The 21,276-nt window shown below is 72.3% G+C and carries 19 protein-coding genes; 15 read left to right on the forward strand and 4 right to left on the reverse strand.

Going from position 1 to position 21,276, the window contains the following annotated elements:
- Window positions 1-66 precede the first annotated feature (66 nt).
- The 8 genes from ruvC (at window position 67) to ACFWA9_RS12730 (ending at window position 9,339) form a co-directional block, all read left to right on the forward strand.
- On the forward strand, window positions 67-660 hold the full coding sequence (gene ruvC, locus ACFWA9_RS12695) for a crossover junction endodeoxyribonuclease RuvC (protein ID WP_329486819.1): 594 nt from the start codon (window positions 67-69) through the stop codon (window positions 658-660).
- Complete coding sequence (gene ruvA / locus ACFWA9_RS12700; protein ID WP_329486818.1) at window positions 657-1,268, forward strand: Holliday junction branch migration protein RuvA; 612 nt, start codon at window positions 657-659, stop codon at window positions 1,266-1,268. The genes ruvC and ruvA overlap by 4 nt, the downstream gene beginning before the upstream one ends.
- 69 nt (window positions 1,269-1,337) lie before the next feature.
- Entirely contained in the window at window positions 1,338-2,414 is a 1,077-nt protein-coding gene (gene ruvB, locus ACFWA9_RS12705) for a Holliday junction branch migration DNA helicase RuvB (RefSeq protein ID WP_329486817.1), read from the forward strand.
- Between the two features lie 246 nt (window positions 2,415-2,660).
- Complete coding sequence (gene yajC / locus ACFWA9_RS12710; RefSeq protein ID WP_329486816.1) at window positions 2,661-3,068, forward strand: preprotein translocase subunit YajC; 408 nt, start codon at window positions 2,661-2,663, stop codon at window positions 3,066-3,068.
- Window positions 3,069-3,220: 152 nt separating this feature from the next.
- Window positions 3,221-5,023: a protein translocase subunit SecD gene (secD, locus tag ACFWA9_RS12715; RefSeq protein WP_380386237.1), complete on the forward strand. Its 1,803-nt coding sequence runs from the start codon at window positions 3,221-3,223 to the stop codon at window positions 5,021-5,023.
- A gap of 4 nt (window positions 5,024-5,027) precedes the next feature.
- Window positions 5,028-6,140, forward strand: a complete 1,113-nt coding sequence (secF, locus tag ACFWA9_RS12720) for a protein translocase subunit SecF (RefSeq protein ID WP_380386240.1) — start codon at window positions 5,028-5,030, stop codon at window positions 6,138-6,140.
- A gap of 27 nt (window positions 6,141-6,167) precedes the next feature.
- Complete coding sequence (locus tag ACFWA9_RS12725; RefSeq protein WP_329486814.1) at window positions 6,168-6,719, forward strand: adenine phosphoribosyltransferase; 552 nt, start codon at window positions 6,168-6,170, stop codon at window positions 6,717-6,719.
- Window positions 6,720-6,858: 139 nt separating this feature from the next.
- A complete protein-coding gene (locus ACFWA9_RS12730) occupies window positions 6,859-9,339 on the forward strand; it encodes a RelA/SpoT family protein (RefSeq protein WP_380386243.1) in 2,481 nt (826 codons plus the stop codon).
- 66 nt (window positions 9,340-9,405) lie between these two features.
- Here ACFWA9_RS12730 and ACFWA9_RS12735 read toward each other — a convergent pair whose 3' ends face one another.
- Entirely contained in the window at window positions 9,406-10,635 is a 1,230-nt protein-coding gene (locus ACFWA9_RS12735) for a DUF349 domain-containing protein (protein WP_352293285.1), read from the reverse strand.
- Window positions 10,636-10,897: 262 nt separating this feature from the next.
- Entirely contained in the window at window positions 10,898-11,734 is an 837-nt protein-coding gene (locus ACFWA9_RS12740) for a peptidylprolyl isomerase (protein WP_380386246.1), read from the reverse strand.
- A gap of 290 nt (window positions 11,735-12,024) precedes the next feature.
- Between ACFWA9_RS12740 and ACFWA9_RS12745 the strand changes: the two genes are divergently transcribed.
- The 4 genes from ACFWA9_RS12745 (at window position 12,025) to ACFWA9_RS12760 (ending at window position 16,407) form a co-directional block, all read left to right on the forward strand.
- Complete coding sequence (locus ACFWA9_RS12745) at window positions 12,025-12,732, forward strand: MBL fold metallo-hydrolase (protein ID WP_329486810.1); 708 nt, start codon at window positions 12,025-12,027, stop codon at window positions 12,730-12,732.
- Window positions 12,733-12,743: 11 nt separating this feature from the next.
- Window positions 12,744-14,006 (forward strand): histidine--tRNA ligase, encoded by a 1,263-nt coding sequence (hisS, locus tag ACFWA9_RS12750; protein WP_329486809.1) that lies wholly within the window; start codon window positions 12,744-12,746, stop codon window positions 14,004-14,006.
- On the forward strand, window positions 14,003-15,808 hold the full coding sequence (gene aspS / locus ACFWA9_RS12755) for an aspartate--tRNA ligase (RefSeq protein ID WP_380386250.1): 1,806 nt from the start codon (window positions 14,003-14,005) through the stop codon (window positions 15,806-15,808). Before hisS ends, aspS begins: the two co-directional genes overlap by 4 nt.
- A 92-nt stretch (window positions 15,809-15,900) precedes the next feature.
- The gene (locus ACFWA9_RS12760) at window positions 15,901-16,407 is read left to right on the forward strand and encodes an N-acetyltransferase (RefSeq protein WP_329486807.1); all 507 of its coding nucleotides are present in this window, start codon (window positions 15,901-15,903) and stop codon (window positions 16,405-16,407) included.
- A 46-nt stretch (window positions 16,408-16,453) separates the two neighbouring features.
- Here the strand turns inward: ACFWA9_RS12760 and ACFWA9_RS12765 are convergent, their stop codons facing one another.
- Complete coding sequence (locus ACFWA9_RS12765) at window positions 16,454-17,380, reverse strand: LysR family transcriptional regulator (protein WP_380386253.1); 927 nt, start codon at window positions 17,378-17,380, stop codon at window positions 16,454-16,456.
- Between the two features lie 290 nt (window positions 17,381-17,670).
- Here ACFWA9_RS12765 and ppk2 point away from each other — a divergent pair, with 290 nt between their 5' ends.
- The 3 genes from ppk2 to rpsD all read left to right on the forward strand — a co-directional run bounded on the left by ppk2 (window position 17,671) and on the right by rpsD (window position 20,810).
- Complete coding sequence (gene ppk2, locus ACFWA9_RS12770) at window positions 17,671-18,426, forward strand: polyphosphate kinase 2 (RefSeq protein ID WP_380386276.1); 756 nt, start codon at window positions 17,671-17,673, stop codon at window positions 18,424-18,426.
- 102 nt (window positions 18,427-18,528) lie between these two features.
- Window positions 18,529-19,878 carry a replication-associated recombination protein A gene (locus ACFWA9_RS12775; RefSeq protein WP_329486804.1) on the forward strand — a complete coding sequence of 450 codons (1,350 nt, stop codon included), beginning with the start codon at window positions 18,529-18,531 and terminating at the stop codon, window positions 19,876-19,878.
- Window positions 19,879-20,195: 317 nt separating this feature from the next.
- On the forward strand, window positions 20,196-20,810 hold the full coding sequence (rpsD, locus tag ACFWA9_RS12780; protein ID WP_063346792.1) for a 30S ribosomal protein S4: 615 nt from the start codon (window positions 20,196-20,198) through the stop codon (window positions 20,808-20,810).
- A 94-nt stretch (window positions 20,811-20,904) separates the two neighbouring features.
- Here the strand turns inward: rpsD and ACFWA9_RS12785 are convergent, their stop codons facing one another.
- Window positions 20,905-21,228 (reverse strand): tetratricopeptide repeat protein, encoded by a 324-nt coding sequence (locus ACFWA9_RS12785; protein ID WP_380386257.1) that lies wholly within the window; start codon window positions 21,226-21,228, stop codon window positions 20,905-20,907.
- Window positions 21,229-21,276 lie beyond the last annotated feature (48 nt).

Consider the following 21,276-nt stretch of genomic DNA (forward strand, 5'->3'; position numbering starts at 1 on the left):
TCCGACCCTGGCGGTAGCCTTCGCAGGTCGCCACGGCGAGCGGCGTTTCGGAGAGGCGGGGTCGAGGTGCGGGTACTGGGTGTGGACCCGGGGCTGACCAGGTGCGGGATCGGGGTGGTCGACGGCGCGCCGGGCCGGCCGCTGAGGATGGTCGGCGTCGGGGTGGTGCGCACGCCCGCCGAGGCGGACATCGGGCCCCGGCTGCTGCTGGTCGAGCAGGGCATCGAGAGCTGGCTCGACGAGCACCGGCCCGACCTGGTCGCGGTCGAGCGGGTCTTCGCCCAGCACAACGTCCGCACCGTGATGGGCACCGCGCAGGCCAGCGCGGTCGCGATGCTCTGCGCCACCCGGCGCGGCATCCCCGTCACCCTGCACACCCCCAGCGAGGTGAAGGCCGCCGTCACCGGCTCCGGCCGGGCCGACAAGGCCCAGGTCACCGCCATGGTGCAGCGGCTGCTGCGGCTGGACGCCCCGCCCAAGCCGGCCGACGCCGCCGACGCGCTGGCGCTGGCCATCTGCCACATCTGGCGCGGCGGCGCGAGCGACCGGATCGCCGCGGCGCTCGCCAAGGCGGCGCCCGCCAGGACCGCACCCGGCGCGGCCGCGCCCGCCGCCCGGGCCCCGTACTCCGCACGATCCCCCCGAGGAGCCGCTCGATGATCGCCTTCGTCCAAGGGCCGGTGGCCGCCGTCAGCGGCGGCACCGTCGTCGTCGAGGTCGGCGGCGTCGGCATGGCCGTCCAGTGCACCCCGGCGACCGCGGCCGGCCTGCGTCTCGGGGAGCCGGCCCGGCTCGCCACCTCGCTGGTCGTCCGGGAGGACTCGCTCACGCTGTACGGCTTCGCCGACGACGACGAGCGGGCCGTCTTCGAGATCCTCCAGGCCGCGCCCGGTGTCGGGCCGCGCCTGGCCCAGGCCATGCTCGGCGTGCACAGCCCGGACGAGCTGCGCGCCGCCGTCGCCGCCGGGAACGAGAAGGCGCTGATCGCCGTCCCCGGTATCGGCAAGGCGAAGGCCGCCAAGCTGCTCTTGGAGTACAAGGACAAGCTGGGCGCCCCGCACGGCAGCGTCCCGGCCCAGAAGCCGATCGCCGCGGGGCCCGCGCCGTGGAGCGAGCAGCTGCACGCCGCCCTGGTCGGCCTCGGCTACGCGCCGCGCGAGGCGGACGAGGCGGTCACCGCCGTCGCCCCCGAGGCCGAGGCGCAGGCCGTCACCGATGTGGGCGCGCTGCTCAGGGCCGCGCTGCGGACCCTCAACCGGACGCGCTGACGCCGCGTCGGCCGCCACCCTCCACCGAACCGACCATCTGTCACCTTGTCGACATTGGAGCCCGCACCGATGAGCCCGTACGACTCCGACCCGGCCGACCGGCTGGTGACGGCCGCCGCCGACGGCGAGGACCAGGCGGTCGAGGCGGCGCTGCGCCCCAAGCAGCTGGACGAGTTCATCGGCCAGGAGCGGGTGCGCGAGCAGCTGTCCCTGGTGCTGCAGGCCGCCCGGCAGCGCGGGACCGCGCCGGACCACGTGCTGCTCAGCGGTCCGCCCGGGCTCGGCAAGACCACCCTTTCCATGATCATCGCGGCCGAGCTGGGCGCCCCGATCCGGATCACCTCGGGCCCGGCCATCCAGCACGCCGGCGACCTGGCCGCGATCCTCTCCTCGCTCTCCGAGGGCGAGGTGCTCTTCCTGGACGAGATCCACCGGATGTCCCGGCCGGCGGAGGAGATGCTCTACATGGCGATGGAGGACTTCCGGGTCGACGTGATCGTCGGCAAGGGCCCGGGCGCCACCGCCATCCCGCTGGAGCTGCCGCCGTTCACGCTGGTCGGCGCGACCACCCGGGCCGGGCTGCTGCCGCCGCCGCTGCGCGACCGGTTCGGCTTCACCGGCCACATGGAGTTCTACGCGCCCGCCGAGCTGGAGCGGGTGGTGCACCGCTCGGCCGCCCTGCTGGACGTCGAGATCGACCCGGCCGGCGCCGCCGAGATCGCCGGCCGCTCCCGGGGCACCCCGCGGATCGCCAACCGGCTGCTGCGCCGGGTCCGCGACTTCGCGCAGGTCCGGCACGACGGGGTGGTCACCCCGGAGATCGCCGCCCGGGCGCTGGACGTCTACGAGGTGGACGCCCGCGGTCTGGACCGGCTGGACCGCGCGGTGCTGGACGCGCTGCTGCGGCTGTTCGGCGGCGGACCGGTCGGCCTGTCGACCCTGGCGGTCGCGGTGGGTGAGGAGTCCGAGACGGTCGAGGAGGTCGCCGAGCCGTTCCTGGTCCGCGAGGGCCTGCTGGCCCGGACCCCGCGCGGCCGGATCGCCACCGCCGCCGCCTGGCAGCACCTCGGCCTGACCCCGCCGGTTCAGACCACCAGGGGCGCGGTACCGGCCCAGTCGGAACTTTTCCCGGCGGACGAGGGCTGAACGGGTGACACCGGGGCGATCGGGGCGCGCGGACGCCTGAGCAGGTCCGCGCGGAGAAGCCGGGGGAGAAGTCCGGGGAATCTGTGCAGGCGCAGGCTCGCCACTTTCGGCGGCAGGATGCGATGCTTGGCGTTGTCCGATCAGTTCGGGGTCGCCTAGACTCCGCCGGACCGCCCCTCTCACCTGACGGGCCGACCATTACCACACAGGCCGCCGGCCGGCGGCCCGTAAAGGACCCTGGCTGCAGTGAACCTCATCATCCTTCTCCTCCCGATCATCGCGATCGTGCTCATGTTCCGGTCGCAGAAGAAGCGCCAGCAGCAGCAGGCGAGCATGCAGACCGCGCTGGAGCCCGGGGCGGGAGTGCGCACCATCGGCGGCCTGTACGCCCAGGTGAAGGCGGTCAACGAGGAGACCGTCGAGCTGGAGATCGCGCCCGGCGTGGTCACCCACTTCACCAAGAGCGCGGTGGCGGCGGTCCTGGACCCGCAGGAGTACGACGCGATCATCAACGGTCGCCCCGCCGTGGACGAGCTGTCCGAGCCGGAGGCCGAGGACGCCGACGTCGAGCCGGTCGAGGACAAGCCGCTGACGCTCACCAAGGACAGCGCCGACAAGGGCGACGTCGAGGGCGCTGGTCCCGCGACCAAGTAGTACGGCCGGGCACCCGCCCGGCCGCGCGGCGCAGTCAGTAGTGCCGCGAGCCCACAGGATCTCAGGGCCGCAGATCCGCCATGCCCCCGTCCGCCACGAGCCGGACGGGGGTCCGGTAGGGGAGGTGGCATGGACAGGGAGAAACGAGCAAGGTGGCAACACCCAAGTCGCGCCCGCGCGACGGTTACCCGGGGCGGGCTCTGGCCCTCATCCTGGTGGTCACCGTCGGACTGGTCGCCCTCATGTTCGGGACGGGCCACACCAAGCCCCGCCTGGGTATCGACCTCGCCGGCGGTACCAGCATCACCTTGAGCGCGAAGTCGACCGACCCCAAGGCGATCAACAAGTCCAACATGGACATCGCCACCGGGATCATCGAGCAGCGGGTCAACGGGATGGGCGTCTCCGAGGCGGAGGTCCAGACCCAGGGCGACCGGAACATCATCGTCAACATCCCCAAGGGTGGTGACAAGCAGAGCGCGGTCGACCAGGTCGGCACCACCGCGCAGCTCTACTTCCGCCCCGTCCTCGCCCTCGCCCCGAGCGGTGTCCAGGCCCCGGCCCCGAGCGCGTCCCCCTCGGCGAGCGGCAGCGCCGCCCCGAGCGCGACCCCCTCGGCCACCGGCACGCCCGCCGCGTCCGCCGGCGCCCCCAGCGCCAGCGCGACCAAGCAGGGCCGCGCCGTCGGTGAGGCGCTCGCCGCCGACGCCAGCCCGAGCCCGGCCGCCACCGGCAGCGCGAGCACCGCTCCGAGCGCGCCCGCCGCCGCGACCCCGAGCGCTCCCGCGCCCACCGCGCCGGTCAACCCGGACCTCTCCGCCGCGATGACCACGGGCACCGTGCCGCCGGAGCTGGCCGCCGAGTTCGCCGCCGTCGACTGCTCCAAGCCCGAGCAGCGCAAGAACCTGCAGAAGTCCGAGGGTCAGCCGACCGTCGCCTGCACCCAGAAGGACGAGCGCGGGATCTTCTACAAGCTCGCCCTCGGCCCGGTCGCGGTGAAGGGCGCCGACGTCTCCAAGGCGCAGGCCACCATCGACACCCAGCAGGGTGCCGGCTGGCAGGTCGCGCTGCAGTTCAACGGCCGGGGCACCGATGCCTTCACCGACGTCACCGGCAAGCTCGCCGCCCAGCCGGACCCGACCAACCAGTTCGCCATCGTGCTGGACGGGCAGGTCGTCTCCCACCCGTACGTGCGCAACGCCATCCCCGGCGGCTCGGCCGTGATCTCCGGCAGCTTCAGCCAGGCGGAGGCGCAGAACCTCGCCAACGTGCTGAGCTTCGGCGCGCTGCCGCTGGAGTTCACCACGGACGACGTCACCACCGTCTCGCCGCAGCTCGGCGGCGACCAGCTGAAGGCGGGCCTGGTCGCCGGCCTCATCGGCATGGTGCTGGTGGTCCTCTACTCGCTGGTCTACTACCGCGGCCTCGGCCTGGTCTCGATCGCGGGTCTGATCGTCTCGGCGATCCTGACCTACTCGATCATGAGCCTGCTCGGCGCGGGGATCGGCTTCGCGCTGAACCTGCCGGCCGTCTGCGGCGCGATCGTCGCGATCGGTATCACCGCGGACTCCTTCATCGTCTACTTCGAGCGCATCCGCGACGAGGTCCGCGAGGGCGCCCCGCTGCGCCCGGCGGTCCAGCGGGCCTGGCCGCGCGCCCGGCGCACCATCCTGGTGTCGGACTTCGTGTCCTTCCTCTGCGCCGCGGTGCTCTACCTGGTCTCGGTCGGCAAGGTGCAGGGCTTCGCGTTCACGCTGGGCCTGACCACCGCGCTCGACGTCGTGGTGATCTTCCTGTTCACCAAGCCGCTGATCACCCTGCTGGCCCGCCGGAAGTTCTTCTCCGACGGTCACCCGTGGTCGGGCCTGGACCCGAAGCGCCTGGGCGCCCGCCCGCCGCTGCGCAGCACCCGTCGTCGCAGCTCCTCCTCCTCTGCCGCCGTGAAGGAGGCCTGACACCGTGTCGCGCTTCTCCAATCTGGGTCACCGGCTCTACCAGGGCGAGGTCAGCTTCGACTTCGTCGGCCGCCGCAAGCTCTGGTACAGCATCTCCGGCGTGATCGTGCTGGTCGCCGCCGTCGGCCTGGCCATGGGCCTGAAACTCGGCATCGAGTTCAAGGGCGGCTCGGTCTACACCGTCGCCAAGCCGGGGCTGACCATCTCGCAGACGCAGGACGTGGTGGACAAGATCGTCCACTCGCACCCGCTGGTGCAGTCCGTGGACGACGGCAAGAAGATCCGCATCCAGGTCAGCTCCGAGGACCAGGTCTCCTCGGCGGTCTTCACCGACAAGCTGTCCAAGGAGCTCAGCGTCCCGATCGCGGAGATCGACACCCAGGTGATCGGCCCCAGCTGGGGTGAGCAGATCTCCAGCAAGGCCCTCACCGGCCTGATCATCTTCATGGTCCTGGTGACGGTCTACCTGGCGATCGCCTTCGAGTGGCGGATGGCGGTGGCCGCCCTGGTCGCCCTCATCCACGACCTCCTGATCACCATCGGGGTGTACGCCCTGGTGGGCTTCGAGGTCACCCCCGGTACGGTGATCGGCTTCCTGACGATCCTCGGGTACTCGCTCTACGACACGGTCGTCGTCTTCGACACCGTGAAGGAGAACGCGAAGGGGCTCACCAAGCAGAACAAGATCACCTACAGCGAGGCGGCCAACGCGGGCCTCAACCAGACCCTGGTCCGCTCGCTGAACACCACGGTGGTCGCCCTGCTCCCGGTGGCGGCGCTGCTGTTCATCGGTGGCGGCCTCCTGGGCGCCGGCACGCTGAACGACATCTCGCTGGCCCTGTTCATCGGTCTCGCCGCCGGTGCCTACTCCTCGATCTGCGTCGCCACCCCGCTGCTCGCGCAGCTCAAGGAGGAGCAGCCGGAGATGAAGGCGCTGGCCAAGCGGGTCGCCCAGCGGCGGGCCGCGGAGGCCAGGAACGCCGCCGCGGAGGCGCGCGGCGAGGCCCCGGAGGGCGAGGAGATCGCCGACGGCGACCTGCCGGCGGGTATGGTCGGTCAGCGCGGCCGGGCGGCCGGCACCTCGCGTGCCAAGGGCCGTCCGTCCACCAAGCGCTGACGCCCGACCGACCGTGAGGACTCTTCCGTGACCACCGCCGACACCGCCCTGGCCGAGCTGCTGAACAGCCGGATCCGGGACGTTCCGGACTACCCGAAGCCCGGTGTGCTGTTCAAGGACATCGCACCGCTGCTCGCCGACGCCGAGGCCTTCGCGGCCCTCACCCGGGCGCTGGCGGAGCGGGCGACGGCCCTCGGTGCGACCAAGGTGGTGGGCCTGGAGGCGCGCGGCTTCGTGCTGGCGGCCCCGGCGGCCTTCGCGGCCGGCCTCGGCTTCGTGCCGATCCGCAAGGAGGGCAAGCTGCCCGGCGAGGTGTTCCGGCGCTCGTACGAGCTGGAGTATGGCTCGGCGACGCTGGAGGTGCAGTGCGACGCCTTCGCACCCGGTGAGCGGGTGCTGGTGGTGGACGACGTGCTGGCCACCGGCGGGACGATCGGTGCCTCGCTGGACCTGGTCAAGGAGGCCGGCGCCGAGCTGGTGGGCGTCGTGGTGCTGATGGAGCTGGGCTTCCTGGACGGCCGGGAGCGGCTGGCCGGGCACCTGGGCGGCGCGCCGCTGGAGACGCTGGTCACGGTCTGAGGGAAGCGTCCGACGAACGGACGGAGGGCGGCGGTCGGATCATCCGACCGCCGCCCTCCGCGTGTCCGGGGCCGACCGGCTGAACACGGGAGCGCCGGGCTCGGTACCATGAAGGTTCATCCCCTCCCGGTTGTGCGTGATGGTGCGAGCCGCACGAGGGGCCGGCCCGGTGCCCCGAGGAGTGTCCTTGCCCGACGAGGTTGTGCCCACGGCCGAAGCGGCCGCCCCCGAAAACCGTCCCACGCCCTCGGGGGCCACCCCGGCACGCCCGGCGCCGACCTCCTCCCGCCCGGTGGCTCCCGCAAGCCGTCCGTCCTCCTCCGGGGGCATGCGCGCCCGGCTGGCCCGCCTCGGCGGCCAGCGCTCCAGCGTGCTCAACCCCGTCCTGGAGCCGCTGTTCCGCTCGATCCGGGCCAACGACCCCAAGGCCGACCCGGTCCTGCTGCGGGACATCGAGAAGGCGTACGCCGTCGCGGAGAAGTGGCACCGCGGGCAGAAGCGCAAGAGCGGCGACCCGTACATCACCCACCCGCTGGCGGTGGCGACCATCCTGGCCGAGCTGGGCATGGACGCCGCGACCCTGATGGCCGGCCTGCTGCACGACACCGTCGAGGACACCGACTACGGCCTGGAGACCCTGCGCAAGGACTTCGGCGACTCGGTGGCCCTGCTGGTCGACGGCGTCACCAAGCTGGACCGGGTGAAGTTCGGCGAGGCCGCGCAGGCCGAGACCGTCCGCAAGATGGTCGTCGCGATGGCCAAGGACCCGCGCGTCCTGGTGATCAAGCTCGCCGACCGGCTGCACAACATGCGTACCATGCGCTACCTCAAGCGGGAGAAGCAGGAGAAGAAGGCCCGCGAGACGCTGGAGATCTACGCCCCGCTGGCGCACCGGCTGGGCATGAACACCATCAAGTGGGAGCTGGAGGACCTCGCCTTCGCGATCCTCTACCCCAAGATGTACGACGAGATCGTGCGCCTGGTCGCCGAACGCGCCCCCAAGCGGGACGAGTACCTCGCCACCGTCATCGACCAGGTCCAGGGCGACCTGCGCGGCGCCCGGATCACCGCGTCCGTCACCGGCCGGCCGAAGCACTACTACTCGGTCTACCAGAAGATGATCGTCCGGGGCCGGGACTTCGCCGAGATCTACGACCTGGTGGGCATCCGGGTCCTGGTCGACACCGTCCGCGACTGCTACGCGGCGCTGGGCACCATCCACGCGCGGTGGAACCCGGTGCCGGGGCGGTTCAAGGACTACATCGCGATGCCCAAGTTCAACATGTACCAGTCGCTGCACACCACGGTGATCGGTCCCGGGGGCAAGCCGGTCGAGCTGCAGATCCGCACCTTCGACATGCACCGCCGGGCCGAGTACGGCATCGCCGCGCACTGGAAGTACAAGCAGCGCGCGGTGGCCGGCGCCTCCAAGGTCCGCACCGACACCCCCACCCAGACCCGCAAGGACGACAAGGCCGGCGCCGTCAACGAGATGGCCTGGCTGCGGCAGCTGCTGGACTGGCAGAAGGAGACCGAGGACCCGAGCGAGTTCCTGGAGTCGCTGCGCTTCGACCTCTCCAACAACGAGGTCTTCGTCTTCACGCCCAAGGGCGACGTGATAGCGCTGCCGGCCGGCGCCACCCCGGTGGACTTCGCCTTCGCCGTCCACACCGAGGTCGGGTACCGCTGCATAGGGGCGCGGGTCAACGGGCGGCTGGTGCCGCTGGAGTCGACCCTGGAGAACGGCGACAGCGTCGAGGTCTTCACCTCCAAGGCGGAGAACGCCGGCCCCTCCCGGGACTGGCTGGGCTTCGTCAAGTCCCCGCGCGCCCGCAACAAGATCCGCGCCTGGTTCTCCAAGGAGCGCCGCGAGGAGGCGATCGAGCACGGCAAGGAGGCCATCGCCCGGGCGATGCGCAAGCAGGGCCTGCCGATCCAGCGGATCCTGACCGGCGACTCGCTGGTCACCCTGGCCCACGAGATGCGCTACCCGGACATCTCCTCGCTGTACGCGGCGATCGGCGAGGGCCACGTCGCCGCGCAGAACATCGTGCAGAAGCTGGTGCAGGCGCTCGGCGGCGAGGAGGGTGCCACCGAGGACCTGGCCGAGACGGCCACGCCGACGCACGACAACCGCCGGGCGGTGCGCCGCCGGGCCAAGGGCGATCCGGGCGTCATCGTCAAGGGCGTCGAGGACGTCTGGGTCAAGCTGTCGCGCTGCTGCACCCCGGTGCCGGGCGACCCGATCGTCGGCTTCGTCACCCGCGGCAACGGCGTCTCGGTGCACCGCGCCGACTGCGTCAACGTGGAGGCGCTCAGCCAGCAGCCCGAGCGGATGATCGAGGTCGAGTGGGCGGCCACCCAGTCGTCCGTCTTCCTGGTGGCCATCCAGGTCGAGGCGCTGGACCGCTCCCGGCTGCTCTCGGACGTCACCCGGGTCCTCTCCGACCAGCACGTCAACATCCTGTCGGCGGCGGTGCAGACCTCCCGCGACCGGGTGGCGATGAGCCGCTTCACCTTCGAGATGGGCGACCCGAAGCACCTCGGCCACGTCCTGAAGGCGGTCCGCGGCGTGGAGGGCGTCTACGACGTCTACCGGGTCACCTCGGCCCGCAAGTAGCGGGTACGGCGAAGGGCCCCACCGCCTCGGCGGTGGGGCCCTTCGTCAGGTCCGGAGGGCGGCGGATCAGCCGCTGAACTCCTCCTGGCTGCGGTGCGCCTGCTCCAGCAGGGTCCGCACACCCGCCAGCTCGGACTCCAGCTTGGCGACCTTGCTCGCGTTGCCGGCGGCACGGGCCTTGTCCAGGTCGGCCTGGATCTTCTCGGCCTTGGCCTCGAAGAGGCCGACCATGCCGGCGGCGCGGGCCTTGGCCTCCGGGTTCGAGCGCTTCCACTCGCTGTCCTCGGCCTCGCGGATCGCCCGCTCGACGGTGTTCAGCCGGGCGTCCAGCTTCGGGCGGGCGTCGCGCGGCACGTGCCCGATCGCCTCCCAGCGCTCGTTGACGTCCCGCAGGGCGGCCTTGGCGGCCTTCAGGTCGGTGATCGGCAGGATCGCCTCGGCCTCGGCCGCCAGCGCCTCCTTGAGCTTCTGGTTGCCGACCTGCTCGGCGTCGCGCTCGCTGAACACCGCGGACCGGGCCTGGAAGAAGACGTCCTGGGCGCCGCGGAAGCGCGCCCACAGCTCGTCCTCGATGTCCCGCTGGGCGCGCCCGGCGGCCTTCCAGCGCGCCATCAGGTCGCGGTAGCTGGCCGCGGTCTCGCCCCACTCGGTGGAGGAGGAGAGCGCCTCGGCCTCGCTGACCAACCGCTCCTTGGTGGCCCGGGCCTGGTCGCGCTCGGCGTCCAGGGTCGCGAAGTGGGCCTTGCGGTGCTTCGAGAAGACCGAGCGGGCGTGCGAGAACCGGTGCCACAGCTCGTCGTCGCTCTTGCGGTCCAGCCGGGGCAGGCCCTTCCAGGTGTCCACCAGCGCGCGCAGCCGGTCCCCGGCCTCCCGCCACTGGGTGGACTCGGCGAGCCGCTCGGCCTCGGCGACCAGCTCCTCCTTGGCCGTACGGGTCTCGTCCTGGGCCTTGGCGCGGGCCGCCTTGCGCTCCTCGCGGCGGCTCTCGATATCACCGGCGAGCGCGTCCAGCCGCTTGGCCAGCGCGTCCAGGTCGCCGACCGCGTGCCCCTCGGTCACCTGCGCGCGCAGGTGGTCCAGCGCGGTCTGGGCGTCCTTGGCGGCCAGGTCGGTGGTGCGCACCCGCTTCTCCAGCAGGCCGATCTCCACCTCGATGCCCTGGTACTTGCGCTCGAAGTAGGCGAGAGCCTCCTCGGGCGAGCCGGCCTGCCAGGAACCCACGACGCGTTCGCCGTCGGCCGTCCTGACGTAGACCGTGCCCTGCTCGTCGACACGGCCCCACGGGTCGCTGCTCATAGCGCGTCCTCCACATGACGTCGCGCCCGCGCCGGAGCGGGACGCGTACGTCGTCCACAGTTGATGTGCGGCGGACCGATGGGCCCGCCGTCCCGTCCGCCGTGCTTTGCTGCCGAGGGTGACGGCCGGCGGGTCTGGGCACCCTACACAACGCCAACATAGGCGACCAGGACCGGTGCTGTCCGCATCCGGGCCGGGCGATTTCGGGCCGGGACCGCGCCGGGGCGCCGCGGGGGCGTCCGCGGGGCGGTCCCGGTGCCGGTCAACCCTTCGCGGCGGTCACCGAGTTGAGGGTGACGTCGGCCATCGGGTGACCGTCCGTCCCGCCCTCCAGGGTGCCTGCGGCGGCGATCTTCTGGAGCACGTCCAGACCGCCGGTGATCTTGCCGAACGGGGTGTAGTTCGGGCCGAGCTGGGTGTCCTTGTAGACCAGGAAGAACTGGCTCCCGTTGGTGCCCGGGCCGGAGTTGGCCATCGCCAGGGTGCCCGCCGGGTACGTCGCGCCGGTCAGGTTCTCGTCGGCGAACTTGTAGCCGGGACCGCCGGTGCCGCCCGGGTTGGTCGCGCTGGCGGTCGGGTCGCCGCACTGCAGCACGAAGATGCCGCCGGTGGTCAGCCGGTGGCACTTGGTGTGGTCGAAGTACTGCTCGCCGGCCAGGAAGGCGAAGGAGTTCACCGTGTGCGGCGCCTTGGCCGCGTCCAGCGAGAGCGTCACCTTGCCGCAGTTGGTGTCCAGCGTCGCCGTGTACGTGCCGGCGGCGTCGACGCTCATGGCCGGCTCGGCCTTCCACTGCTTGCCGTTCGGCGCGCCCGGCGCCGGGTCGGCGCAGCCCTCGACCGGCGTGCGGGTCGGGGTGGTGGGCTCGTCGGTGGCGGTCGGCGCGGTCGGCGGCGCCGCCGCGGTGTCCTTCTTGTCGTCCGAGGTGAAGGCACCCGTGCCCACCAGGACACCGCCGCCCGCCAGCACCACCACGGCGAGCGCGCTGCCGAGGATCGTGTTGCGACGCCGGCGCGCGGCGTGCATCTCGGCCCGGCGCTGCGCCTGGCGCTCGTACTTCTCGCGGGCGAGCTGCCGCCGCCGCTGTTCGCTGCTGACCACCGGCCGTGTCTCCTACATGGGTGCTGTCGTACTGGGGGCTGTCCGGCCCCTCCGGCCCGGGGGCGAGGAGGGATCGTGTGCGGATGCTGGAGCGGATCATCGCATCCATCGGCGGCCAAGTGTAGGGACCGCGGCTGTAAGAACCCGGTGAACCCGTCGGGACGGAGCGAGCCTGTCCCGCCTATCTGGTTCGCAACCGGACCCGGAGCGCCGGTAGGCTTCCGTTACATCTCATCGTGTAGCCGCATCCCGCAGCCGCCACGGCCGACCCGAATCACGAAGGACGCGCGTTGTTCATCGCCGGATTCCCCGCTGGAGCCTGGGGCACCAACTGCTACCTGGTCGCACCGGCCGCCGGCGAGGAGTGCGTCATCGTGGACCCGGGCCACCAGGCCGCCCGCGGCGTGGAGGAGCTGGTCCGCGAGCACCGGCTGAAGCCGGTCGCGGTGGTCCTCACCCACGGCCACATCGACCACGTCGCCTCGGTGGTCCCGGTCTGCGGCGCGCGCGGCGTCCCGGCCTGGATCCACCCCGAGGACCGCTACATGATGGCCGACCCGGAGAAGGCGCTCGGCCGCTCGCTCGGCACCCAGCTGATGGGCGAGCTCACCGTCGGCGAGCCCGACGACGTGCGCGAGCTCACCGACGGCAGCGTGCTGGAGCTGGCCGGCCTGAAGCTCACCGTCGACCACGCGCCCGGCCATACCAAGGGGTCGGTGACGTTCCGGACGCCCGGCGCCGAGGACCTCCCCCCGGTGCTGTTCTCGGGCGACCTGCTCTTCGCCGGCTCCATCGGGCGCACGGACCTCCCGGGCGGGGACGGCGACGCGATCCTGCGGTCGCTGGCCCGGGTGTGCCTGCCCCTCGACGACGCGACCGTGGTCCTCTCCGGCCACGGCGGACAGACCACCATCGGCCGCGAGCGCGCCACCAACCCCTACCTCCGACAGGCGGCGGGAGCGCTCGGCGCTCCGGCCTTCCCGCGACGAGGAATGTGACGGAAGAGAAGTTGAGCACCTTCACCGCCCCCAAGGGCACCTACGACCTGCTGCCCCCCAGCTCCGCGACCTTCCTGGCGATCCGCGAGCGGATCGCCGCGCCGGCCCGCCGGGCCGGCTACGGCTACATCGAGACCCCGGTCTTCGAGGACGTGAAGCTCTTCTCCCGCGGCGTCGGCGAGTCCACCGACATCGTCAGCAAGGAGATGTACAACCTCACCACCAAGGGCGGCGACGAGCTCGCGCTGCGCCCCGAGGGCACCGCCTCGGTGCTGCGCGCCGCGCTCCAGGCCAACCTGCACAAGCAGGGCAACCTGCCGGTCAAGCTCTGGTACTCCGGCTCCTACTACCGCTACGAGCGGGCGCAGAAGGGCCGCTACCGCCAGTTCTCGCAGGTCGGCGCCGAGGCGATCGGCGCCGAGGACCCGGCGCTGGACGCCGAGCTGATCATCCTGGCCGACGACGCCTTCCGCTCGCTGGGCCTGCGCGACTACTCGCTGCTGCTCAACAGCCTCGGCGACAAGCAGTGCCGCCCGGTCTACCGGGCCGCGCTGGTGGAGTTCCTGGCCGGCCTCGACCTGGACGACGACACCCGCCGCCGGGCCGAGATCAACCCGCTGCGCGTGCTGGACGACAAGCGCGAGTCGGTGCAGGCCCAGCTCGGCGGCGCGCCGATGCTGCGCGACTTCCTCTGCGAGGAGTGCAAGGCCTACGACGAGAAGGTCCGCGAGCTGCTGACCGCCAACGGGGTGGCCTTCACCGACGACCCCAAGCTGGTCCGCGGCCTGGACTACTACACCCGTACCACCTTCGAGTTCGTCCACAACGGCCTCGGCGCGCAGTCCGCGATCGGCGGCGGCGGCCGCTACGACGGGCTCTCCGAGATGATCGGCGGCCCCGCGCTGCCGTCCGTCGGCTGGGCCCTCGGGGTGGACCGCAGCTACCTGGCGATGGAGGCCGAGGGCGTCGTCCTCGACCTGCCGGCCGCCACCTCCGTCTACGCCGTCGCGCTCAGCGACCAGGCCAAGAACGTCCTCTTCGCCAAGGTGGTCGAACTGCGCCGCGCGGGCGTCGCCACCGACCTCGCCTTCGGCGTCAAGGGCATCAAGAACGCGATGAAGTCCGCGGACCGTTCCGGCGCCCGCTTCGCCGTGCTCGCCGGTGACCGGGACCTCGCCGACGGCGTCGTCCAGCTCAAGGACATGACCACCGGCGAGCAGAACCCCGTCGCCCTCGACGCTCTCGTCACCACCCTGAAGGAGAAGCAGCTGTGATCCGCACGCACGACGCGGGCACGCTCCGCCCGGAGCACGCAGGCACCACCGTCACCCTGGCCGGCTGGGTCGCCCGCCGCCGAGACCACGGCGGCGTGGCCTTCATCGACCTGCGGGACGCCTCCGGCACCGTGCAGATCGTGGTCCGCGACCTCGACTCGGTGCACGGCCTGCGTGCCGAGTACTGCGTCAAGGTCGTCGGCGACGTCCGCGTGCGGCCCGAGGGCAACGAGAACCCGGACATCCCGACCGGCGCCGTCGAGGTCGTGGTCAGCGAGATCGAGGTGCTCTCCGAGGCCGCCCCGCTGCCCTTCCCGGTCGCCGAGTACGAGCCCGGTACGGTCAACGAGGAGGTCCGCCTCCGCTACCGCTACCTGGACCTGCGCCGCGAGGGCCCGGCCAAGGGCCTGCGCCTGCGCTCCAAGGTGAGCAACATCATCCGCCGGGTGATGGAGGAGAACGACTACCTCGACATCGAGACGCCGTACCTCACCCGCTCCACCCCCGAGGGCGCCCGCGACTTCCTCGTCCCGGTCCGCCTGCAGCCCGGCCACTGGTACGCGCTGCCGCAGTCGCCCCAGCTGTTCAAGCAGCTGCTGATGGTGGCCGGCATGGAGCGGTACTACCAGATCGCGCGCTGCTTCCGCGACGAGGACTTCCGCGCCGACCGCCAGCCGGAGTTCACCCAGCTGGACATCGAGGCCTCCTTCGTCGACCAGGAGGACATCCTGGCCCTCGGCGAGAAGATCATCGGCGCGATCTGGCGCGACGTGCACGGGTACGAGATCCCCAACCCGCTGCCCCGGATGAGCTACGCGGACGCGATGGGCCGCTACGGCTCGGACAAGCCGGACGTCCGCTTCGGCCAGGAGCTCACGGACCTCACCGAGTACTTCAAGGGCACCTCGTTCCGCGTGTTCCAGGCCCCGTACGTCGGCGCCGTGGTCATGCCCGGCGGTGCCTCGCAGCCGCGCAAGCAGCTCGACGCCTGGCAGGACTGGGCCAAGGCGCGCGGCGCCCGGGGCCTCGCCTACGTGCTGATCGACGCCGAGACCGGCGAGCTGCGCGGCCCGGTCGCCAAGAACCTCTCCGAGGAGCACCTGGCCGGCCTGGCCGCCGCCGCCGGGGCCAAGAACGGTGACGCGATCTTCTTCGCGGCCGGCAAGGAGCGCCCCTCGCAGGAGCTGCTCGGCGCCGCCCGTCTGGAGATCGGCCGCCGCTGCGAGCTGATCGACGAGTCCCGCTGGGCCTTCCTCTGGGTCGTCGACTTCCCGATGTTCGAGCCGATCGAGGACGACAAGGGCGAGTTCCAGGGCTGGCACGCGGTGCACCACCCGTTCACCGCCCCGACCGCCGAGTCGCTCGCCACCTTCGACACCGACCCGGGTTCGGCGCTCTCCAACGCCTACGACCTGGTCCTCAACGGCTCGGAGCTGGGCGGCGGTTCGATCCGTATCCACCAGCGGGACGTGCAGAAGCGGGCGTTCGACGCGATCGGCCTCTCCGAGGAGGAGGCGGCCTCGCAGTTCGGCTTCCTGCTGGACGCCTTCAACTACGGCCCGCCGCCGCACGGCGGTGTCGCCTTCGGCCTGGACCGCGTCGTCACGCTGCTGGGCGGGTACGACACCATCCGCGACGTCATCGCGTTCCCGAAGACGTCCACCGGTGGTGACCCGCTGACCGGTGCCCCGACCCCGATCACCCCGGCGCAGCGTCGCGAGGCCGGCGTCGACGCCCAGCCGAAGGTCCGCGAGGACGCCAAGTCCTCCGAGGCCAAGCCCGAGGCCCAGCCCCAGGCCTGACGCCCAATCGGCTAATCTTTCACGGCCCCGGACGGCGCACCCGCCGTCCGGGGCCGGTCCACAACGGTGTGCGACGGAGAGAGGCTCCCCCCATGAAGGTCACCACCAGAATCGAGTGTCCCGAGGACGCACCCGCCACCAGACGGGTCCACATGGCGGCCTTCCCCGGCCCCGACGAGGCCGATCTGGTGGACGCGCTGCGCCGCGACCCCGCCTGGCTGCCCGAGCTGTCCGTGGTGGCGGTGGACGAGGCCGGGCTGGTGGTCGGCCACGCGCTGCTCACCCGGCTGGCGGTCGGCGACGGCCGGGGCCTGGCGCTCGCGCCCGTCGCGGTCGCCCCGGAGTGGCAGCGCAAGGGCGTCGGCGAGCTGGTCGTCCGGGCCGCGCTGACGGCCGCGGAGGAGGCGGCGGAGAAGCTCGTCGTCGTCCTCGGCGATCCGGACTACTACGGCAGGTTCGGCTTCGCGCCGGCGGGCCGGCACGAGGTCACCGGCCCGTTCGAGGTGCCGGAGGCCTACTTCCAGACCCTCGCCCTGCCGGCCTACGACGGCGGTCCGCGCGGGCTCTGCCGCTACCCGGAGCCCTTCGAGGCGGTCTGACCCGACCCGGCCCGCCCCCGTACGCGCCGGACCGGCTCCGTCCGGCTCACTCCGCCTGGCCCGGGACCGCCGGGCCGGCCGAGAACCCGACCGTGGCCCGGCAGCTGCGCACGAACGCGGCCATGGCGGGCGTCAGTTCGCGGCCCATCGGCCAGTAGAGCCCGACCAGGCTCGGGCTGAGCCCCCGCACCGGCCGGTACGCGACATCCTCCCGCGCCGCCAGCCTGCTCATCGCCTCCGGGGCGAAGCCGACGCCCTGACCGCACACCACCGCGGCCAGCCACTCGTCGGAGTTGTGCGCCACCGCGCCGATCCGCACCGGTCGCCCGCGCCGTTCCGGGACCGCCAGCCAGTAGTCGCGCCAGTGCCCGGCCTCCAGCGGGATCGCGACGAAGGGCTCGTCCAGCAGGTCCTCGAACCGGATCACCTGGTGGCCCGCCAACCGGTGCCCGGCCGGCAGCGCCACGCAGCGCGGCTCCTCGCCCAGCACCGCGACGTTGTACTGCTCGGAGAGCGACGGCGGGGCGTGCCAGAGCGTCAGGTCGATCTCCCCGGTGGCGAGCCCCGAGGTCGGGTCGAACCAGTTGTTCTGCCGCAGCTCCACCTGCCAGCCGGGCATCCGCCGGGTGAAGTCCGTCACCGTGCTGCGGGTCATCAGGTTGATGCTGCCGCCCTCGAAGCCCACCCGCAGCGTCGAGCCCTGCTCGGCCGCCGCCGCCCGGCTGGCGCGCACCGCGTCGTCCCAGCCGGCCAGCACCGGCCCGGTGCGCTCGGCCAGGGCCCGGCCGGCGTGGGTGGGCGCCATGCCCCGGCGCGAGCGCTCGAACAGCTCCACCCCGAGCAGGGCCTCCAGCTGGCGGATCTGCTTGGTGAGGGTCGGCTGCGAGACGAACAGCCGGGCCGCGGCGGCCGTCAGCTGGCCCTCCTCGCAGACCGCGGCGAAGCTCCGCAGCAGTCGGGTGTCCACATCCATGCCCCAAGGTTATGGAACGGGATATTGGACCGGCCCGGCAGGTCTACGACAGGGTTGATCACTCGGCCCTCGCGGGCCGGCCACGGGGGAGTCCGGCAGCGGCGGTTCAGGGGGCCGCCGCTGCCGGGCCGGCGCCCGGCCTGCGGGAACCCGGGGTTGCGCCTACGGTGAGTGCTCATCAGCCTTTGCCGAACGGAGGCACCCAGGTGGCAGCCAAGGCCGAGCGCGATCCCGGTACCGGGCCGGAGCACCGGCGGGAGCGGCTCGCGAAGAAGCCGTACGAGCGGGAGCTGTTGAGGCTCCAGAACGAGCTGGTGAAGCTCCAGGAGTGGGTGCGGGCCGAGGGCGCCCGGCTGGTGGTCGTCTTCGAGGGGCGCGACGCGGCCGGCAAGGGCGGCGCGATCAAGCGGGTGACGGAGTACCTGAACCCGCGCATCGCCCGGGTGGCGGCGCTGCCCACGCCCACCGAGCGCCAGCGGACCCAGTGGTACTTCCAGCGCTACGTCGAGCAGTTGCCGGCCGCGGGGGAGATCGTGCTGTTCGACCGCAGCTGGTACAACCGGGCCGGGGTCGAGCGGGTGATGGGCTTCTGCACGGACGAGCAGTACTGGCAGTTCCTGCACCAGTGCCCGATGTTCGAGCGGATGCTGATCGAGTCGGGCATCCTGCTGCGCAAGTACTGGTTCTCGGTCAGCGACACCGAGCAGCAGCGGCGGTTCCGGGACCGGCTGGAGGACCCGATGCGGCGGTGGAAGCTCTCGCCGATGGACGTCGAGTCGGTCAGCCGCTGGGAGGACTACTCGCGGGCCAAGGACGAGATGTTCGTCTACACCGACATCCCGGACTCGCCGTGGAACGTGGTGGAGAGCGACGACAAGCGGCGGGCCCGGCTCAACATGATCGCCCACCTGCTCTCGACCGTCCCGTACCACGAGGTGGCCCCGCGGCGGATCGAGCTGCCGGCCCGCCCGGAGTCGCGCGGCTACCAGCGGCCGCCGCGGGACCTGCAGAAGTACGTACCGGACCACTCGGCGCGGATCGGGTAGGCCCGGCCGCCCGACAGTTCCCCGGGGCCGCCGGGGCGCGGACCCGGTCGGGGGGCGCGGCGGCCGGGCCGGGGTGTCGGTCGGCTCGCATAGGCTTCCGGTGTGGACGAACCGGACCTCTTCACCGCCGCCGCCGAGGAACGCCAGGCCAAGGAGCCCGGCCGGGCCCCGCTGGCCGTGCGGATGCGCCCGCGCACCCTGGACGAGGTCGCCGGGCAGCGGCAGCTGCTGAAGGCGGGCTCGCCGCTGCGCCGGCTGGTGTCGGGCTCGCGCGGCCCGGCGGCGACCAGTTCGGTGATCCTCTGGGGCCCGCCCGGTACCGGCAAGACCACCCTGGCGCACGTGATCAGCCAGTCCGTCGAGGGCCGCTTCGTGGAGCTGTCCGCGATCACCGCGGGCGTCAAGGAGGTCCGCGCGGTGATCGACGGCGCCCGCCGGGCGGTCGGCATGAACGGCAGGGAGACGGTGCTCTTCCTGGACGAGATCCACCGCTTCTCCAAGGCCCAGCAGGACTCGCTGCTGCCCGCCGTGGAGAACCGCTGGGTCACCCTGATCGCGGCCACCACCGAGAACCCGTACTTCTCGGTGATCTCCCCGCTGCTGTCGCGCTCGCTGCTGCTCACGCTGGAGTCGCTGACGGACGAGGACATCCGCGCCCTGCTGCACCGCGCGGTGGCCGACGAGCGCGGTCTGGAGGGCGCGCTGGAGCTCACCCCGGAGGCCGAGGACCACCTGGTCCGGCTGGCCGGCGGGGACGCCCGGCGGGCGCTCACCACGCTGGAGGCGGCCGCCGGGGCGGCGCTGGAGAAGGGCGAGGCGAGCATCACGCTGGCCACCACCGAGACGGCCGTGAACCAGGCCGCGGTGCGCTACGACAAGGACGGCGACCAGCACTACGACGTGGCCAGCGCGCTGATCAAGTCGATCCGGGGCAGTGACGTGGACGCCACCCTGCACTACCTGGCCCGGATGATCGAGGCGGGCGAGGACCCGCGGTTCATCGCCCGGCGGCTGATGATCTCGGCCAGCGAGGACGTCGGCCTGGCCGACCCGACGGCGCTGGCCACGGCGGTCGCGGCGGCCCAGGCGGTGGCGCTGATCGGCTTCCCGGAGGCACGGATCATCCTCTCCCAGGCGGCGATCGCGCTGGCGCTGGCGCCCAAGTCCAACGCCGCCTACCTGGCGATCGACGCGGCGCTGGCGGACGTCCGGCAGGGCCTGGCGGGCGCGGTGCCGCCGCACCTGCGGGACGCGCACTACGGCGGCGCGGGCAAGCTCGGGCACGGCCAGGGCTACCAGTACCCGCACGATCTGCCGGAGGGCATCGCGGCGCAGCAGTACGCGCCGGACGCCGTGCACGGCAAGGCGTACTACCGGCCGACCCGGCACGGCGGGGAGGCCCGGTACGCGGACATCGTGGAGTGGACCAGGGGCCGGCTCAAGGGCGAGTGATCGGCGGGTATACTCGTCCGGAGTGCCGTGTCCCGGGCGCGGCGGCAGGGGAGACCCTGACCGACCGGCCGCACCAGCGGGGCAATGGCCGTGGTCTCCTCCGGGAGGCCCCAGGAGCGTCGCGCACCGTTTCGGTGTCGCGTGCAGCCCACCAACCCAGGTTCGGTGGGCCACTCGTGTGCTTGCACATCCGTGCCCGGTCGTGGAGAGCGGCTGATCGCACTGCCCCCGGGCGGTGCGGTTGTCTCCGGACCGCGAGGAGCGACCTCCGTCAACACCTGGTGAAGCCGTATTCGTAAGCAAGGAAGGTTTGGTTCATGGCGAACCAGAAGCGTCCCAAGGTCAAGATCGCGCGTGCGCTCGGCGTGCCGCTGACCCCGAAGTCCGTCAAGTACTTCGAGGCCCGCCCGTACCCGCCCGGCCAGCACGGCCGTGGCCGCAAGCAGAACTCGGACTACAAGGTCCGTCTGCTCGAGAAGCAGCGTCTGCGCGCCCAGTACGACCTGAGCGAGAAGCAGATGGCGCGCGCGTTCGACCGCGCGAAGAAGGCCGAGGGCAAGACCGGTGAGGCGCTCGTCGCCGAGCTGGAGACCCGTCTGGACTCCCTGGTGCTGCGTTCGGGCATTGCCCGCACCATCTACCAGGCCCGTCAGATGGTCGTCCACGGTCACATCGAGGTCAACGGCGGCAAGGTCAACAAGCCGTCGTACCAGATGAAGCCGGGCTTCGTCGTGACCGTTCGCGAGCGCAGCAAGGAGAAGGTCCCGTTCCAGGTCGCCCGTGAGGGTGGCTACGCGGGCGAGGGCCAGACCCCGAAGTACCTCGAGGTCAACCTGAAGGCCCTGGCCTTCCGCCTGGACCGCGCGCCGCAGCGCAAGGAGGTCCCGGTGATCTGCGACGAGCAGCTCGTCGTCGAGTACTACTCGCGCTGACCCGCGAGCGGTACGCCTGCCGTACCCAGCGAGCCCCCGTCGCCTTTCGAGGCGGCGGGGGCTCGTCCCGTTCCCGGGTGCTCCCGGGTTGTGCTCAGTCGTCCTCGCCGGTCATCGCGGCGGCCAGCCGCAGGTGCGGGCGGGCCTCCTCGGCGCGGCCCTGGCGCTCCAGGGTCCGGCCCAGCATCAGCCGGGCGTAGTCCTCGGCGGGGTGGGCGTCCAGGATCCGGCGCAGCTCGGCCTCGGCGCGGGAGAGCTGGGCCGAGTGGAAGTAGCTGCGGGCCAGCAGCAGCCGGACCGACAGGTTGGCCGGCTCCTCGGCGAGGACGCCCTCCAGCATGCGGGCGGCGTCGGTGTACGCCTTGGAGTCGAAGTAGTACGTCGCGAGGCGGTACTCGTCGGCGGTGTTGGTGGCCACGATTGCTCCTTCCGGGCGTCCGCCCGGCGGGGGTGCCGGGAGGTGCCG

This window comes from Kitasatospora sp. NPDC059973, from assembly GCF_042737525.1.
Lineage (GTDB): Bacteria > Actinomycetota > Actinomycetes > Streptomycetales > Streptomycetaceae > Kitasatospora.